Here is a 16,362-nt window from a genome sequence, read left to right on the forward strand (position 1 = left end):
GGCTACCCCGTAAACCCAAAGGAACACGGATTCAGGATCAATTAAGCACAGCCGCTCAACCCACCAGAGTCTTGGCCTATAACGGCGAAGCCCCCATCCTGGATGCCAGCAATATAGCTTATGGCCTTTATGATCCGTTTTTTTTGCTGAATGGACAAAATATCATCGTATCCGGCTTTGAAGTCCGTAACGGTGGTACCGGCATCTATCTGCAAGGTAATAACGATACTGTCAGTAATATGAAAGTGCATCATGTATTGGGTACCGGCATTCTGGCCAAAGGCGATTATAGCGTCGTCCAAAACAGCACCGTTTATCAAACCTGTCTGGATCATTATAATTATCTGATCGGCAATGGTGGTCATTCCGGCTGGGGTACAGGTATCAGTGCAGCACGTAACCCTGTTACCGGCATTACCCGCCATGCCCAATTGACAGGCAATACTGTTTATAACGTTTGGGGTGAAGGTCTTTCTACTTATGAAGCAGATGGTACCCTCATCAGCAATAATACCGTTTATGATAACTGGGCAGAAAACACCTATATTTCTGATGCCTCTAATGTGTTGTTTAAAGATAATCTGGTTTATAACACCGCTAACAATGTAGTGGGTAAAAGAGCTAATTTATTATCTTTAGCCGACGAAGTCGCCTCAGTTCCCCGTTCTACCAATAATGTAGTCATTAACAATATGTTTTTGAACGGCAACCTCGACGCCTTTTCCTGGACTATTGTTTCCGGCAGTGGTTTGAGCAATGCCTTCATTACTAATAATACTTTAGTTAACGGCACCTTAAATACCGGCAATATTAATCAAGCTTCTGTTGTGGAAAACAATATTTTCTTCCGCAACGATGGCGGCGCAGTCGCAGCAGTGCCCACATTAAGCGGCTTACAATTTACCAACAATATCTGGTCAAGCAAACCTGCATTTATTGACCCTAACGATTGGATTACCAATCCACAACTGGCCTTAACCGGTACCATCACTGCAGGCACTTTGAGCAAAACCTATTTCGCCATCAGTGCAACATCTCCTGCCATCAGTGACGGCCAACCTGTGCTGGTGACCGTATCTAACTACACTGTTAGCAGTCAAGCCACTAATTTGAATGTAGGTGCTTATATCACCGATCCTATTAAATACACTGCCTCTTAAACCGCTATAGTCAGGCGTTAATCCTTAGGCCAGGATCAACAAACCAGCAAGGATGCCGTTATTCAAAGATACAGTCCAAGATTAATAACTAATAGTTGATTTGGACAAGCTCTCTTAAAGCCAGCCAAAATATCCCTCACCAGCCCTGCTACCAAGGGCTGGTGGTTGACAAAATACTGAGTAAGTCTTCAGCTAAATGTCGTTTCAGAGTTACTAATCCACTCTACGTCTTGTTTTAAAGTCATTTCAGATGGTCAATAAGCCAGATATCACCAAGCTTATATTTCCTGGCTAGCGTGGCCCCGCAAAGGTCGATGAACCAAAAAACCTTCATTATATCCCTCAATATTTTAATGGTTTTTGTTAATTTTCACTGTTACAGCCAAAAGATACTGTCGCTAAAAACCACAAGTATTCCTTTCTTACCACAAAATTATGGACAACAATAAGCACCGGCACCTGCAAAACCATTAAATGATTAGCGCGACACACGCCGCCCTAATCATTTAATGGTTTTGCTTATCCCCTTGCTGTTAGGGTGGATACGCCGCAGCCTGAAAGGGGGTAGGGCAATCGAATTGATATCATGCTGCCGGTGTCAGGGGCGGGGCGTTTTGCCTGCGGCCAAAACGCCCCGCCCGCGCCTAACTCAACAAAGAATTAAACAAATTGGTCTTGCTGCCCAAGGCATATAAAGACGCCGAAGACAATAAAGATGCCCCCGCATTAATGCCCGCTATAGCCGCCGGATTGTTATTGGCAGCCTGCCAGCGCAATAATTGGCCTTGAGCTTGATTATTGCCGGCCTCTGCACTATACCCCCAGGCCGCGCGGGCGGCATTGGCCTGCAGAGTATTGAGATCCTGTCCGGCCAAAAACCGAGTGGTGGCCAGTTGATCGACAGCTGAGCCGGAGTCCAGTTTAATCCCGTTGCTGGTCAGTGTGGCTCGCTGCTCACCCAGAATTTGGCTTTGCTGTAACATGGCTGCTTCGGCCTGACTTTGGCCTTGCTGTAAAGCGGCACTGCGCTGATACCCAGCCAACACCGCATTATTTTGCTGGATTTGGGCTTGATAATTTGCCGCCGCCTGGCTGGCATTGGCCTGACTATAGCCACTATAGGCAGACATGCCTGCCGAGCCGATCGCCGCCAGCGCCCCGCTGTGTGTGCCGGCGAAAGCGGCAGCAGAGCCTAGGGATTCGCCGATCCCGGCCAAAGCGCTATAACCTCCGGCCATCGCCCCAACACCTTCGGAAGCGCCGGCGGCCGCCGCCATAAATGCCTCGCTGAAACCGTCACACATCACTTAGCTCCTTAGTTCAAAACGCCATAAAGGTATACCCGGCTTATAAACCAAGGTCTCGGTCAGGCTAAATCCCAGACTTTGCAGCCAGCGCAGCGTACCATGCTGGCGTTGATCAATCACATTGCTTAAACAGGAATATTTACCCAGCATCAAAGCCAGAATGCGTCGGCTCTGCCGGGTTAAAGTCCATAAATGGGCATCGATCCGGCTGGTAGCCAATAGCCAGGGCGCGGCTACGCCTGGTTCCAGGGTAGGTGAGGCGCCGCCGATGGCTAATAAATGCTGATCGGCAAATACCGCAAACACAAACTCAGGATCACTACACGCCACCGAAGCTTGCACCGCCTGCAGCGGTGATAAATCCGATACTGCCGCCAATTCAGCCAGATCGGAGGCGCGCAGGTGCGCCGCCAGATATTCGATATCAGCGCAGGTGGGAAGCCTAAAGGCAATCAGTGTAGCCATATCAATATGCAGCCAGCCAACATTAGCGCCAACATATCGCTAAGCCAAGCTTTCATCCACACTGCCGCCCCATTTTGTCATGCTATGTTTACCAACCCGACAAACCGCAGCATAGGGCGCAATAGGCGATAGCCGTATTGTGCCGAATAATAGCACTACTTATGTGTGCTGCCGCACAGATAAACCCTGATGCTAAGACTATTGTTGACAGTATCAAACCCGCCATCAGCCACACCGCCCACCATTCAGTATTCCTGATGACTATCCGTCTCTATCTGAGACAACCCTATGATACATAAGCAGGTATTTATGAATAACATTATCCTCGGTCAGCTGCAGGCTGATCAAATTCACACATTAAAAAGATTGGCCGCCACAGTTTATTTGTGCCAAATTCTCACCTTCATGCTGGCCGGTTTACCCTTGCTGTTGGGCGTGGCCATTAATTTTTACAAACGCAATGCCAGCAAAGGCACCTGGCTGGAATCGCACTTTAACTGGCAGATCAAAACCACCTGGATAGCGCTGGCCGGCTTTGCACTGGCCGGGATCAGCATTACCACCCAATTCGGCCTGATAGTATTATTGGTGACTATCGTCTGGATGGTGTACCGGATTGCCGTGGGTTGGTATGCCTTGACCGACGGCAAGCCGATTACCAATTTCATGTAACACCGATACCGCGTTGTGGTATCTTGAGGTCGGTTCGTAGCCTCGATGCAGCAACGCGGAATCGAGGAATCGCAGCCCAAAACCTCACCGTTTCTATCACCCTGTATTCCAGACCCCAGCAAGTAGCCCGTAGCCTCGATGCAGCAAAGCGGAATCGAGGAATCGCAGCCAAAACCTCACCGTTTCTATCACCCTGTATTCCAGACCCCAGCAAGTAGCCCGTAGCCTCGATGCAGCAAAGCGGAATCGAGGAATCGAAGCCAAAACCTCACCGTTTCTATCACCCTGCATTCCCGGCCCAAGCAAGTAGTCCGTAGCCTCGATGCAGCAAAGCGGAATCGAGGAATCGCAGCCAGAGAACGTCCATTCCCAAACCCTCCATCAAACTTAAACCCCCTCTACCAATAATCCACAAACCTCCCACAAAACCCAGACCCAAGCAGGTAGTCCGTAGCCTCGATGCAGCAACGCGGAATCGAGGAATCGCAGCCCAAAACCTCGCCGTTTCTATCACCCTGTATTACACTATTCGCCCAACCCCAAGATGCAACAACCCGACATCAAGGCATACACAACCTAATCTTTATCAAAAAGGGGGGATTTGTTTATGATGCTGGCGGCAATGATCGGAAGCGCAACCCTATCGAAAAAATACCCGGTGTTGCACCGGGTTTAGGTAGGGCGACCTAGAAGTGTGAGCCAAAACCAGCCGGATTGATGGTCGGATTTGGCTCGGGAGAGGCAGCGGAACGGGAAACCCCGCCGCCAGGAGATCAGGGTTTCCGGAAACATCCAGTCTGGATGATTGCCGGAAACGGCTGATAAGCTTTTTGTTCCCACCTTAAGTATTAACTCAACCGGCCATAGTTTGTTGCTGGGGTAGCGGGGAGGCCTGCAACCAAACCCTGGCGCCAAATTGAATCAATAGTGCCGATGGCAACAAAGGCATCCTGTCATCCCGACAGTTACGACGCGCAGCTTATTCGGCGTTGCCGAAACGGCGTTTGCCGGCAGCGAAACCGGCCAACACTGTGCCGAACAACCAGAATGCCGATGGTACCGGCACGGCAGTTACCGCGAAATTAGCCACTTGCAATTCACTAGGCGATGAGTTGTCTCCCGCATTGGCTACCGCCGCAGTGATGGTATAGTCACCGGTGGTAGGGGCAATGAACTGAAAGCTATTCACCGCTGAACTGCCGAAATCACCGTAAGTGGCAATATCGCCGCTGAACAAAGTGGTGCTGTTTGTGGTGGTGTCATCGACGATGGATACTGAGCCGTAATCGTTATTTGGCAAGTAATCCCAGCCTATCCATTGGGCCTGACCGGTAAAGGTATCACCAGCATCCAAATGAAAAGTTTCCGTCAAGGTGGTCGGTACATCCGTACCCAAACCGGCAAACAAATCCCCGGTCAAAGCGGAGCCGGTGGTGTTGAAGCCCCAGTCAATAACATTAACCGAACCATTGCTAGTCCAGCCGCTCAGATCCCCAGTGCTGAAATCGCCGTTGACCAGAGGCGATGCCGAGGCGCCGGCACTGGCCAGCAACCCGGCCACAACATAACTTAACATCTTTATTAATTTCATAAAATTCTCTCTTGGACAATTAATATCCAGCTTAACTATTGATTAAATAACTTTAGGCATCGCAGAAAAATCCGTTTTTCCAGGCTGTTATGGCTTCCCCCGGCTGATCCCAGACAGGGGGAAGCCAGCCTTACTTAGCGAACGAAGCCGGATAGACCATAGAAGCCGGACACTGCGGAATTAGTCACAAAAGTGCTGTACAGATTGCCTATCGACACTACGCTGCTATTGCCGCGATAAATATTGGTACCTCTGATAGCTGGATCAGCTTGTGCACTTAACACGTGGTCAGCAAAGGACAAGCCCAGGGTTTGGCCTTGGAAGTCGTCGATGCCGTAATGCACGCCCAGATAAATCCGGCTGCGACCATTTTCCAGTTGCGCCTGGGTTAAAGTGGTGACACTGCGTGAAGTACCATCCTGACCGCTGATCGGTGCTGCCAGTTGGCCGGTACCGTTGTTGGTACCCACCAGCCAAGGCAAAGTGCTTAGGGTTACAGCCGCTTTGCTGGGCAGGATGTAATCAGACTGGAAGAACGCTCTCAACACTTCCAAACCGGATGAAACAGTGGTGCTGTGGCCGCTGGTGCTGGAAGGATGCGATGGAGTAGTGCCCAGCGGTTTCCAGTTATAAGTGGTGGCTGCGCCGGTAGAGTCGGCATTCAGAGAAGTAACCGGACGCCAGAACAGCAAATCATATTTGGATTGGAAGGCGGCGATACGGGCATCAGCAATCACGCTATCCACTGCAGCAAACAATTTGGCATTCTGGTTTAAGGTAAAACCGCGTGCGGCTGAACCCAGTCTGGCCAGTTCGTTGACGGTCAGCTCGGCATCTTGTTTGTAATACAGGGCTTGCAGCAATTGATCAGAGGTGCGGCTGCCTGGGTTGGCAAAATTTTGGCCGTGGCTTTGTACAAATGCCAGTTCCTGAGTGTATTCAGTACTGCCGATCACTAATGAAGGCGGTACCAGAGCAACCAGTTCCTGTTTTTCTTCGCTGGAAACAGTAAATGGGGTAACGTTTTTCCAGTTAAAGTCAATCGCGGCAGCAGGCACGATAGCGCCGGTACCATCAAAACCGCTTGGCGCGCCGGTATTAGGGTCAACCACACCGGCTCCACCGTTGCTAGGCCGCCACAAACCTACACCTGGGTTGCCGGTGGCATTAACAGCCAGTGCATTGCTGGCATTAACATACAGATTGGTGGATGGGGTATAAGTGGTTCTGATGGCAGAAAAGTCTGCGCCACGTGCTGCCAGGGCTGCTGCTGCAGCTTGCTGACCGGCAGAAATACCGGCATCACCGGCGCTGACGCCCAGCGTGGTCAAATAAGTGCTCAACTGGCTATCCAGCCAGGCGCGGGTATTGGTCCAGGCTGAGGTAGTGGGTAAAGTACCCAGCAATACGTCATGAGCGGCCTGTGCAGCGGCAGCTGAAGCTGAATTTGCACTAACACCGCTGCTGAAGCTGCCGGAATAGTAATAGGTGTTGGCGCTGAAATGGTTAATGGCGTTAACCGCATCGAAAACAGCACGGGAGCTAATCGCTTCAATCCGAGTGGCTACGTTGGAATTCAGCGCAATTGAGGCGGTGCCACCGGTTCCTTGAGCAGGATCAACACCTTTGGTGGCTTTAATAGCGTTTAAATTCCAGTCGGTTACTGCATCAGCAGCAGCCTGACCGGCAAACAGTACAGAAGCCACTGCTACAGCGATAGCAGTCAGTGATGATGGAGATTGTAACTTCAGTTTTTTCATGGCTATACCCTTGTTTTAGTTAATTACCTTATAAATTTCAATCCTGCCGATGCGGATTTAAAGCGACTCCGGAGCATTCCGGCAGAGGACGCTGAGACTGCCTTGTGAGCCTAAGCGGGTTTTCCTTGTCCGCCCCCTGCCGGAATATCCCGGCGTCGGTTTCTCTGACGGCAGATTTACGATGCGTCAGCTATCCAATCCACTGCCAGAGAAACCAAGCTGATTGCTCGTTATAGCTAATGCACAATAAATGCCAACATTATTTTTTATTTAAAATCAAAGGATAAGCAAGGTTGTCATAAAAAGGTGTGCTGGTATAAAAACACTAAATGCTGATTTATTGCTTAAATACAGGCATGTTATTAATTAATGTAATATTAGTTTGCCGAGCAGAAATAAGTATCATAGGCCACATGGCGTGGATAAACCTGGCCCGCCGTTCGTAGCCTCGATGCAGCGCAGCGGAATCGAGGAATCGCAGCCAAATTGTTTCAAACCACAATTTAGCCCAATTAAAGCCAGGTTTTGAATGTCGTTTAAAGCAATACACCTTAACCGCAATGCCTGAGCAACACCCTCGATTCCGCTGCGTTACATCGAGGCCACATGGCGTGGATAAACCTGGCCCGCCGTTCGTAGCCTCGATGCAGCGCAGCGGAATCGAGGAATTCGCAGCCAGGATATTTCCATTTCGATTATCCTGTATTAAAGTTAATGCCTCTGAATCAAAAAACCAACAGACTGCCATGGTGAATTACCGGCGTCACTTTACCCCTGGCGGAAGCTATTTTTTCACCGTGGCCTTGCATAATCGCCACGCCAGCCATCTCATTGATAGCATTGATTTATTACGCACGGCATTTCGGAAAACCCAAACCCAAAAACCTTTCCGGATTGATGCAATAGTGGTATTGCCGGAACATTTACATTGTATTTGGACTTTACCAGACCAGGACAGCGATTATCCGGCCCGATGGCAGCTCATCAAATCGGTTTTTAGCCACGAGCTGGAAAAATCCGGGGTACCGGTTATCAGGCGCAACGACGGCAGTTACTTGATCTGGCAGCGCCGTTATTGGGAACATACCATCCGTAACGATAGCGATATGCAGCGCCATATCGACTATATTCACTTTAATCCGGTCAAACACGGCTTGGTAAAACAGGCGGAAGACTGGCCGTATTCTTCATTACATCGTTATATTCGGATGGGTTGGTTGCCGGAAAATTGGGCGGGTGTTCAGCTTGATGATCTGGATTGCGGTGAGTAGGGTTTTGCTGATTGGCTTTAAATAGGCTGGACGGTGATTTGACGCTTTTTGGCTGTAAATCCTCAATTCCGCTGCGCTCCATCAAGGCTACATTGAGGCTTGAAGCCGTTCGTAGCCTCGATGCAGCGCAGCGGAATCGAGGAATTGAAGCCCAAGGCTTTTAAATATCAGCTAACCCACCATTAAAGCCACCCCGCCCAAGTCCTGCGTAACTAGACGAATAGCTTAATACAGCAAGATAGCAGCGGCAAGTTCATGGCTGCGACTCCTCACCATCAAGGCTACATTGAGGCTTGAAGCAGTTCGTAGCCTCGATGCAGCGCAGCGGAATCGAGGAATTGAAGCCCAAGGCTTTTAAATATCGGCTAACCCACCATTAAAGCCACCCCGCCCAAGTCCTGCGTAACTAGACGAATAACTTAAATAGATCATGATAGCAGCGGCGAGTTCATGGCTCCGAATCGAAGCTACGTTTTGGGGCGAGTAATGGTAAAATAACCGATTTAATCCAAGTTGGGCAGTAGAGAGACATCATGGCAGGGCATAGCAAGTGGGCTAATATCAAGCATCGCAAAGGCGCACAAGACGCTAAACGCGGCAAGATTTTTACCAAATTGATTCGTGAAATCAGTGTGGCGGCCAAAGGCTCGGGCGGTGGTGATCCGACCAATAATCCCAGCCTGCGCACCGCAATTGATAAAGCGCTGGCTGCCAATATGCGCCGTGATACCGTGGACAACACCATTAAAAAAGCCATCGGGGCGCTGGACGGGGTTAATTACGAAGAAGTGCGCTACGAAGGTTATGGGCCGGGCGGTACCGCAGTGATGGTGGATTGCCTGACCGATAACCGCAATCGCAGCGTGGCCGATGTGCGTCACGCCTTTGCCAAGGCCGGCGGCAATCTGGGTACAGATGGCTCGGTGGCTTATCTGTTTCGCAAAATCGGCATCATCAGCTTCGAAACCGGTCTGGATGAAGATGCCTTGCTGGAAGCGGCGATGGAAGCCGGGGCGGATGATGTACAGACTAATGACGACGGCAGCATTGATGTGTTGACCAGTCCGGACGATTTTCAGGCGGTGAAAGACGCCTTGCTGGCTGCCGGCTATCAGCCGGAAACTGCCGAGGTGACCATGCACGCCGACACCAAAACCGCGTTGGATGCCGAAGCGGCCGAAAAAATGCTGAAACTGCTCGACCGTCTGGAAGACCTGGACGATGTGCAAAACGTTTATTCCAATGCCGATATCAGCGATGAGATCATGGCGGCAATGGACGAGGCCTGATTTTTTAAATATACTCACCACATCGACTATCGCGTAGCGATAGTGCCGCCATTCCCCCAATCCAGAGCAGCAACACACTTTTGAGCAGAATTTTAGGTATAGACCCAGGTTCACGACTCACCGGCTATGGTGTGGTGGAAACCACCGCCACCGGGGTGCGTTATATCGCCAGCGGCTGCATCAGAGTGCAGGCCACTGATTTTCCCACCCGTTTGAAGCAGATTTTTGACGGCGTTACCGAGGTGATAGCCTTATACCAGCCCCGGCAAATGGCCATAGAACAGGTGTTTATGCACAAAAACGCCGATTCTGCGCTAAAACTGGGCCAGGCCAGGGGCGCGGCAATTTGCGCCGGAGTGAATCAGGATCTGGCGGTTTTTGAATATGCGGCGCGGCAGGTCAAACAGACCCTGGTGGGCAAAGGCAGTGCCGAAAAACAGCAGGTGCAGCACATGGTAAAAATATTATTAAGCATACAGGGCGATATGCAGATCGATGCCAGTGACGCGCTGGCCTTGAGTTTGTGCCATTGCCGCTATCTGGAAATTGCCCGGCTTTACCCGCAGGTGGCTTCATGATCGGCTTTCTGCGCGGCAAATTGATCCAGAAAACCCCGCCGCAATTACTGCTGGATGTACAGGGCGTGGGTTATGAAATAGAAGCGCCGATGACCACCTTTTACGACCTGCCGGGTTTGGGCGAAGAAGTGCGTTTGCATACCCATCTGGTGATTCGCGAAGATGCCCATATTTTATTTGGCTTTGCCAGCGAAACCGAACGCCAGTTATTCCGTACCCTGATTAAAGTCAATGGCGTTGGCCCCAAACTGGCGCTGACTATTCTCTCCGGGCAAAGCGTGGATGCCTTTTATCGTTGTGTACATGATAACGATGTGAAAAGTCTGGTGCGCTTGCCGGGCGTGGGCCAAAAAACCGCCGAGCGCTTGATCATAGAAATGCGCGACCGTTTGCCGGCGCTGGAACAGAGTAGCGCGGCCAGCCCTGCCGGCACTAATAGTGTACGTGCGGCGATACCGGCCAGTCCCCGCCAGGAGGCCATCCACGCATTGCTTGCCTTGGGTTACAAACCTCAGGATGCCCAGCGCATGGTGCAGCTGATTGCCGTGGAGGACTTGAGTTGCGAGGATATCATCCGCCAGGCCTTGCGCGGAGCCATTAAATGATAGAAAGCGATCGTTTGATCAGCGCCCAGGGTAACAATGATGAAGAGCGTCAGGATAGAGCCATTCGTCCCAAACGCTTGCAGGATTATGTCGGTCAGGTGGAACTGCGCCAGCAGATGGAGATTTTTATTCAGGCTGCCCGCAGCCGTTCCGAGGCGCTGGATCATGTGCTGATCTTTGGCCCGCCCGGTTTAGGCAAAACCACGCTGGCCAATATCGTCGCTGCCGAAATGAACGTCAATCTGCGCCAAACCTCCGGGCCGGTGCTGGACAAAGCCGGTGATCTGGCCGCCCTGCTGACCAATTTGCAGGCCCATGATGTGTTGTTCATCGATGAAATCCATAGACTCAGCCCCATGGTGGAAGAGGTGCTGTATCCGGCTATGGAAGACTACCAAATTGATATTATAATAGGTGAAGGCCCGGCTGCCCGCTCCATCAAGCTGGATTTGCCGCCGTTTACCCTGATCGGCGCAACCACCCGCGCCGGTCTGCTGACTTCACCCTTGCGCGACCGGTTTGGCATCGTTCAGCGTCTGGAGTTTTATAGTGCCGAGGAACTGGCCAGTATCGTGGTGCGTTCGGCGCGCATGCTCAACATCATTATGGACAGCGGCGGTGCAGACGAAATTGCCCGGCGCTCACGCGGCACCCCCCGGATTGCCAACCGGTTGTTGCGGCGGGTGCGGGATTTTGCCGAAGTCAAAGGCGACGGCAAAGTCACCCGGCAGATAGCCGAACAGGCGCTGGTGATGTTAAAGATAGACGATCAGGGTTTTGACAGTCTGGACCGCAAGTTGCTGCTGGCCATGATCAATCATTTTCAGGGCGGGCCGGTAGGTCTGGATACCCTGGCGGCAGTGATCAGCGAAGAGCGCGGTACCGTGGAAGACGTGCTGGAGCCGTATTTGCTGCAACAGGGTTTTCTAATGCGTACGCCACGGGGTAGAATGGTAACAGCCAAGGCTTATCAATACTTTGGTTTGCAGCCGCCGGCAGCGCCACCGGTTATCGACGATATTTTTAATATATGATAAGCAACCGATATACCATGTGCTGAACAAAATGCAGCGCATCAATCGCGATAACGGCTTGTTTAGCCGGGCATTATGGAATATTAGCCTGAATAATCACCCTGTTTTTAGTTTATGATAACTCAACCATGACGGAATTTAGTTGGCCGGTACGTGTCTATTACGAAGATACCGATGCCGGTGGCGTAGTGTTTTACGCCAATTATCTGAAGTTTTTTGAACGCGCCCGCACCGAATTGCTGCGCAGCCTGGGTTTTGAGCTGGATAAAATGCAGCGCGAAGATCAGGTGTTATTTGTGGTGCGCAGTGTCCAGGTCGATTATTTAAAACCGGCCCGCCTGGATGATCTGCTGGCAGTCAGCGCCACCGTGATCGACTATAAAAAGACCAGTTTTACCTTTGCCCAGGCCATTACCAAACCGGCCGAGCACTTGTGTCAGGCTACGGTGCGTATCGCCTGTATCGATGCCGCCACCTTGAAACCTAAACTTATTCCCACAGCTATTCTGGAACTTTTAAGCCGATGAATACCGATTTATCCATACTCCATCTGGTTGCAGAAGCCAGCGTCATTGTTCAGGTTGTCATGTTTATCCTGCTGTCTGCTTCGGTAGCCTCCTGGACGTTTATTTTTACCAAACGCCGCGAGTTGAAACAGGCCATTGATATTACCGACGATTTTGAAGCGGAATTCTGGTCAGGCCTGGGTTTGACCGAGTTATACAAAAAAATGTCCAATGACCGCTTCGATCCGGAAGGCATCGAAAAAATCTTTCTGGCCGGTTACCGGGAGTTTGCCCGGATGCGCCAGAAAGGCGATGTCGAGCCTATGGTGCAGGTGGAAAGTGCTCAACGCGCCATGCGCATCGAACTGGCCAGGGAACTGGACAGACTGGACGAGACTTTACCGTTTCTGGCTACCGTGGGTTCCACCAGTCCGTATATCGGTTTGTTTGGTACGGTATGGGGGATTATGAACTCGTTTCGAGCGTTAGGTGAAATCAAAAATGCCACCTTGGCCAATGTGGCGCCGGGTATTTCCGAGGCCTTGATTGCCACTGCTATCGGCCTGTTTGCGGCGATACCGGCGGTAATCGCCTATAACCGTTTTTCCACGCGCCTGGACAGACTGGCGGGACGTTATGAATTATTCATAGACGAATTTGTGGTGTTATTGCAAAGACAGGCGCACAGCAAATGAATGTAGGCGGCAGTCATCGAAAAGGCGGACGCAAGCGCCGTGGGCCAATGTCGGAAATCAATGTGGTTCCGTACATTGATGTCACCTTTGTATTATTAATGATTTTTATGATTACCGCACCGCTGGTGCAGACCGGTGTGGACGTGGATTTACCCCAGGCCGATGCCGCCGCAGTGGATTTGAAAGACGAGCCGCCGGTGATTGTGTCCATTAAAAAAGACGGTAATTTTTATATTGATATCGGCGACCGTCAGGATGAGCCGGTGGATCAGGAAGAGCTGTACAGCCGGGTGAACACCGTCATGAAAGCCAATCCGCGCGCCCAGATTTATGTGCGCGGCGATCATCAGGTTGAATACGGCAAGATTGTCACCGTGATGGCTGCCCTAAAAGCTGCCGGTGCGCCCAAAGTAGGTTTGATGACCACGCCACCGCCCGAGAAATAAACCGATCAGCATGAGAAAAAATGGCACTTCACTGGCTTTGGCGCTGGCACTTCATGTGATCATGGCGTTATTGTTCAGTTTTAGTTTTGAGCGCTCTTCGGATACTGTCAAACCCGAAGAGGTGCCGGACATTATTGATGCCACCCTGCTGGATGATACCAAGATCGAGCAGGCCGCCCAGGAAATAAAGCAGGCTGAAGCGGCTAAGGAAGCGGCCAAGCAGGCGGCTATTGCCGAGCATCAGCAGCAGGTGGAAAACGCCCGGCGCAGCGAAGAACAAATACTGGAACGTCAGCGCCAGCAGGAAATCAAGCAAGCCCAGCAAGCCGAGGAAATGCGTCGTCAGGAGGCTTTGGCTGAGCAGAAAAAACAGCAGCAACTCGCCGAACAGCACCAGGCTGAACAGCAAAAACAGCTAGAGTTGAAAGAAAAACGCGCCCAGGAAGAAAAGCAGGCTAAAGAAGCAGCCGAAAAACGCCAGCAGGCCGAGCAGGACAAACAAAAACAGGCCGAGGCTGAGGCTAAAGCTGAAAAGGCCAAACAGACGGCGGAGAAGGAGAAGCAGGCGGCGGAAAAAGACAAGCAGGCTGCCGAAGCCGCTGCCGCCAAAGCCAGGGCTGAAAAAGACCGCTTGGCTGCTGCCGAAAAACTGGAAAAAGACAAACAGGCGGTTTTAGCGGCGGAAAAGGAAAAAGCCGTAGCCGAAGCGGCCGCCGCCAAGGCCAAGGCTGAAAAAGACAAACAGGCTGCCGAAGCCGCTGCCGTGAAAGCCAAAGCCGAAAAGGACAGGCAGGCTGCGGAAAAGGCCGAAAAAGCTGAAAAAGATAAGCAGGCGGCAGAAGTGGCCGCCGCCAAAGCCAAGGCGGAAAAAGCCGAAAAAGATCGCCAGGCTGCTGCCGAGGCCGGCAAGGCCGAGAAAGAAAAAGCCGCTGCTGCCGAAGCCGCTGCCGCTAAGGCCAAGGCTGATAAAGAAAAACAACTGGCGGCAGACAAAGCCGCAAAAGACAAGCAGGCGGCACAGGCGGCTGAGAAGGCCGCCAAAGAAAAAGCCGCTGCTGAGGCCGCCGCCAAAGCCGAAAAGGAAAAAGCGGCGGTAGAGGCGACTGCCAAAGCCAAGGCGGATAAAGAAAAACAGCTGGCCGCTGAAAAAGCCCAGAAAGAGAAACTGGCTGCTGAAAAGGCCGAAAAAGAACGCCAGGCGGCTGAAGCGGCTGCCAACGCCGCTGCTGCCGCAGCCAAAGCTCAGGCCAGTCAGCAGGCCATATTGGCAGTGACGGATGCCATCAATAAAAAAGTGACTGGGGCCTGGACGCGGCCTATCAGTGCAGTGCAAGGCTTAAAATGTGTGATTGAGGTAAAATTACTGCCTAGCGGTGATGTGATGGATGCCGTGGTGGTCAGCAGCAGCGGCGACCCGGTATTTGACCGTTCAGCGGAAAATGCGGTGCGCAAGGCTTCGCCTTTGCCGGTACCGCAGGATAGGGATTTGTTCAATCAAACCTTTAGAGTTTTTAGATTTTCATTTAAACCGGATTAATCCGACACGGACTACAAAGAATGATGCAGTTAACCAAAATTTTATTGATCGGCCTGATGGCATTATCGATCTCCACGGCTCATGCTGCCGGCCTGACCATCGAAATCACCAAGGGTTCGCAAACCGCAGTGCCCATCTCTGTGGTGCCGTTTGCCCAGCAGGGCAGTATCGGCAATGTCAAACTGTCCGATATCATTAATTCCGATTTGGCCGGCAGCGGCTTTTTTAAAGTGTTGGCCGAAGAAGATATGCTGACCAAACCCAGTGATCCGGAAAAAGTCAATTTTAAGGACTGGCAGGTACTGGGCCAGGATTACCTGACCATCGGCCAGGTGCAGGGCAATGGCGGCAGCTTCACTATCCAGTTTCAATTGTTCAATGTCCAGAGCGGCCAGATGCTGATGGGTTATAAACTCACTGCCGGCGCGCATGAACTGCGCCGCGCCGCCCATTACATCAGCGATCTGATTTACGAGAAGCTTACCGGTCGCAAAGGTGCGTTCAATACCCGGATTGCCTATGTCAGCACCCATGTGCGGAACGGTAATAAGCAATACACGCTGCAGGTGGCGGATGCCGATGGCTATAATCCCCGTACCATAGCCGAATCGCCTGAGCCTATCATGGCGCCGGCCTGGTCGCCGGACGGCAGCAAAATTGCCTATGTGTCGTTTCATACCAAACGCTCTGAAGTTTGGATACAGACTTTGGCTACCGGCCAGCGTGAAAGTGTGTCGTCTTATCGCGGCATCAACGGCGCCCCGGCTTTTTCTCCGGATGGCAGCAAATTGGCTTTAACGCTGTCTAAAGACGGCAGCCCGGATGTTTATGTACTGAATCTGACCAACCGCAGTCTGACCCGTTTAACCGCCGGACTGTCCATCGATACAGAGCCGAGCTGGTCGGCAGATGGTACTTCCATCGTCTATACCTCGGATCAAGGCGGCAAACCCCAGTTGTATCTGGTACCCAGCACCGGCGGCAAATCCACCCGCTTAACCTTTAACGGGGATTACAATGCCAGGGGCCGCTTCTCGTCCGATGGCCGCAGTCTGGTGATGGTGACCGCCAATGGCGGCGATTACCGCATCGCGGTGATGGATTTGGCTTCACATACCGTTAATGTATTAAGCGATGGCCGCCTGGATGATGCCCCAAGTTTTGCCCCCAACGGCAGCATGGTACTGTTTTCTGCCAATAAAGGCGGCCGTTCCGTGTTGTCGGTAGTGTCTACCGACGGCGCCATGCAGCAAAAACTGGCCTTTGAAAGCGGCGAAGTCCGCGAACCGGCCTGGGGCCCTTAACAAACCTAGTGGTAGCTGAAAGAAATCGCAGGCTATAAAAAGTAGGATGTGCTGAACGCAGTGCAGCGCATCAATCGCGCACGATGCGCCACCAGCGTCGGCATAGCCTCTGGCCCTGCCGAAGTAAGCACTAATGGTAGCT

16 protein-coding genes are annotated in these 16,362 nt (G+C 51.7%); 12 read left to right on the forward strand and 4 right to left on the reverse strand.

What is annotated here, in order from left to right; genetic code table 11:
• Positions 1-71 precede the first annotated feature (71 nt).
• Positions 72-1,160, forward strand: a complete 1,089-nt coding sequence (locus KEF85_RS06200) for a right-handed parallel beta-helix repeat-containing protein (RefSeq protein WP_215584097.1) — start codon at positions 72-74, stop codon at positions 1,158-1,160.
• 644 nt (positions 1,161-1,804) lie between these two features.
• Here the strand turns inward: KEF85_RS06200 and KEF85_RS06205 are convergent.
• The gene (locus KEF85_RS06205; protein ID WP_215584098.1) at positions 1,805-2,464 is read right to left on the reverse strand and encodes a hypothetical protein; all 660 of its coding nucleotides are present in this window, start codon (positions 2,462-2,464) and stop codon (positions 1,805-1,807) included.
• Positions 2,465-2,467: 3 nt separating this feature from the next.
• Positions 2,468-2,932 carry a hypothetical protein gene (locus KEF85_RS06210; protein WP_215584100.1) on the reverse strand — a complete coding sequence of 155 codons (465 nt, stop codon included), beginning with the start codon at positions 2,930-2,932 and terminating at the stop codon, positions 2,468-2,470.
• A 309-nt stretch (positions 2,933-3,241) separates the two neighbouring features.
• Here KEF85_RS06210 and KEF85_RS06215 point away from each other — a divergent pair, with 309 nt between their 5' ends.
• Complete coding sequence (locus KEF85_RS06215) at positions 3,242-3,604, forward strand: DUF4870 family protein (protein WP_215584108.1); 363 nt, start codon at positions 3,242-3,244, stop codon at positions 3,602-3,604.
• A gap of 979 nt (positions 3,605-4,583) precedes the next feature.
• On the opposite strand, the gene KEF85_RS06220 is transcribed toward KEF85_RS06215, so the two are convergent.
• Entirely contained in the window at positions 4,584-5,195 is a 612-nt protein-coding gene (locus KEF85_RS06220) for a hypothetical protein (protein ID WP_215584110.1), read from the reverse strand.
• Between the two features lie 134 nt (positions 5,196-5,329).
• Positions 5,330-6,955, reverse strand: a complete 1,626-nt coding sequence (locus tag KEF85_RS06225) for a vanadium-dependent haloperoxidase (protein WP_215584112.1) — start codon at positions 6,953-6,955, stop codon at positions 5,330-5,332.
• 746 nt (positions 6,956-7,701) lie between these two features.
• Between KEF85_RS06225 and KEF85_RS06230 the strand changes: the two genes are divergently transcribed.
• The 10 genes from KEF85_RS06230 (at position 7,702) to tolB (ending at position 16,220) form a co-directional block, all read left to right on the forward strand.
• Entirely contained in the window at positions 7,702-8,226 is a 525-nt protein-coding gene (locus tag KEF85_RS06230) for an REP-associated tyrosine transposase (RefSeq protein ID WP_215584114.1), read from the forward strand.
• 533 nt (positions 8,227-8,759) lie between these two features.
• A complete protein-coding gene (locus KEF85_RS06235; protein ID WP_215584115.1) occupies positions 8,760-9,515 on the forward strand; it encodes a YebC/PmpR family DNA-binding transcriptional regulator in 756 nt (251 codons plus the stop codon).
• A gap of 80 nt (positions 9,516-9,595) precedes the next feature.
• Positions 9,596-10,093, forward strand: coding sequence for a crossover junction endodeoxyribonuclease RuvC (ruvC, locus tag KEF85_RS06240; RefSeq protein WP_215584117.1), 498 nt, complete (start codon positions 9,596-9,598; stop codon positions 10,091-10,093).
• Positions 10,090-10,698: a Holliday junction branch migration protein RuvA gene (ruvA, locus tag KEF85_RS06245; RefSeq protein WP_215584119.1), complete on the forward strand. Its 609-nt coding sequence runs from the start codon at positions 10,090-10,092 to the stop codon at positions 10,696-10,698. The genes ruvC and ruvA overlap by 4 nt, the downstream gene beginning before the upstream one ends.
• Positions 10,695-11,732: a Holliday junction branch migration DNA helicase RuvB gene (ruvB, locus tag KEF85_RS06250; protein ID WP_425515592.1), complete on the forward strand. Its 1,038-nt coding sequence runs from the start codon at positions 10,695-10,697 to the stop codon at positions 11,730-11,732. The genes ruvA and ruvB overlap by 4 nt, the downstream gene beginning before the upstream one ends.
• 128 nt (positions 11,733-11,860) lie before the next feature.
• Positions 11,861-12,259 carry a tol-pal system-associated acyl-CoA thioesterase gene (ybgC, locus tag KEF85_RS06255; protein WP_215584121.1) on the forward strand — a complete coding sequence of 133 codons (399 nt, stop codon included), beginning with the start codon at positions 11,861-11,863 and terminating at the stop codon, positions 12,257-12,259.
• Positions 12,256-12,933: a protein TolQ gene (gene tolQ, locus KEF85_RS06260; RefSeq protein ID WP_215584123.1), complete on the forward strand. Its 678-nt coding sequence runs from the start codon at positions 12,256-12,258 to the stop codon at positions 12,931-12,933. Before ybgC ends, tolQ begins: the two co-directional genes overlap by 4 nt.
• Positions 12,930-13,379, forward strand: a complete 450-nt coding sequence (gene tolR / locus KEF85_RS06265) for a protein TolR (RefSeq protein WP_215584124.1) — start codon at positions 12,930-12,932, stop codon at positions 13,377-13,379. Before tolQ ends, tolR begins: the two co-directional genes overlap by 4 nt.
• Positions 13,380-13,389: 10 nt before the next feature.
• On the forward strand, positions 13,390-14,916 hold the full coding sequence (gene tolA, locus KEF85_RS06270) for a cell envelope integrity protein TolA (RefSeq protein WP_215584126.1): 1,527 nt from the start codon (positions 13,390-13,392) through the stop codon (positions 14,914-14,916).
• A 20-nt stretch (positions 14,917-14,936) separates the two neighbouring features.
• A complete protein-coding gene (gene tolB / locus KEF85_RS06275; protein ID WP_215584128.1) occupies positions 14,937-16,220 on the forward strand; it encodes a Tol-Pal system beta propeller repeat protein TolB in 1,284 nt (427 codons plus the stop codon).
• The last annotated feature ends 142 nt before the right edge of the window (positions 16,221-16,362 follow it).

The organism is Methylomonas paludis, from assembly GCF_018734325.1.
Classification (GTDB): Bacteria; Pseudomonadota; Gammaproteobacteria; order Methylococcales; family Methylomonadaceae; genus Methylomonas; species Methylomonas paludis.

What these genes read in the sequence shown, in the direction of transcription:
- tolR (WP_215584124.1), top strand. Translation starts at nt 12,930, where the DNA reads ATGAATGTAGGCGGCAGTCATCGAAAAGGCGGACGCAAGCGCCGTGGG.
- tolA (WP_215584126.1), top strand. Translation starts at nt 13,390, where the DNA reads ATGAGAAAAAATGGCACTTCACTGGCTTTGGCGCTGGCACTTCATGTG.
- KEF85_RS06205 (WP_215584098.1), bottom strand. Translation starts at nt 2,464, where the DNA reads ATGTGTGACGGTTTCAGCGAGGCATTTATGGCGGCGGCCGCCGGCGCT.
- KEF85_RS06215 (WP_215584108.1), top strand. Translation starts at nt 3,242, where the DNA reads ATGAATAACATTATCCTCGGTCAGCTGCAGGCTGATCAAATTCACACA.
- ybgC (WP_215584121.1), top strand. Translation starts at nt 11,861, where the DNA reads ATGACGGAATTTAGTTGGCCGGTACGTGTCTATTACGAAGATACCGAT.
- KEF85_RS06235 (WP_215584115.1), top strand. Translation starts at nt 8,760, where the DNA reads ATGGCAGGGCATAGCAAGTGGGCTAATATCAAGCATCGCAAAGGCGCA.
- KEF85_RS06225 (WP_215584112.1), bottom strand. Translation starts at nt 6,955, where the DNA reads ATGAAAAAACTGAAGTTACAATCTCCATCATCACTGACTGCTATCGCT.
- KEF85_RS06230 (WP_215584114.1), top strand. Translation starts at nt 7,702, where the DNA reads ATGGTGAATTACCGGCGTCACTTTACCCCTGGCGGAAGCTATTTTTTC.
- ruvA (WP_215584119.1), top strand. Translation starts at nt 10,090, where the DNA reads ATGATCGGCTTTCTGCGCGGCAAATTGATCCAGAAAACCCCGCCGCAA.
- ruvB (WP_425515592.1), top strand. Translation starts at nt 10,695, where the DNA reads ATGATAGAAAGCGATCGTTTGATCAGCGCCCAGGGTAACAATGATGAA.
- KEF85_RS06210 (WP_215584100.1), bottom strand. Translation starts at nt 2,932, where the DNA reads ATGGCTACACTGATTGCCTTTAGGCTTCCCACCTGCGCTGATATCGAA.
- KEF85_RS06220 (WP_215584110.1), bottom strand. Translation starts at nt 5,195, where the DNA reads ATGAAATTAATAAAGATGTTAAGTTATGTTGTGGCCGGGTTGCTGGCC.
- tolQ (WP_215584123.1), top strand. Translation starts at nt 12,256, where the DNA reads ATGAATACCGATTTATCCATACTCCATCTGGTTGCAGAAGCCAGCGTC.
- tolB (WP_215584128.1), top strand. Translation starts at nt 14,937, where the DNA reads ATGATGCAGTTAACCAAAATTTTATTGATCGGCCTGATGGCATTATCG.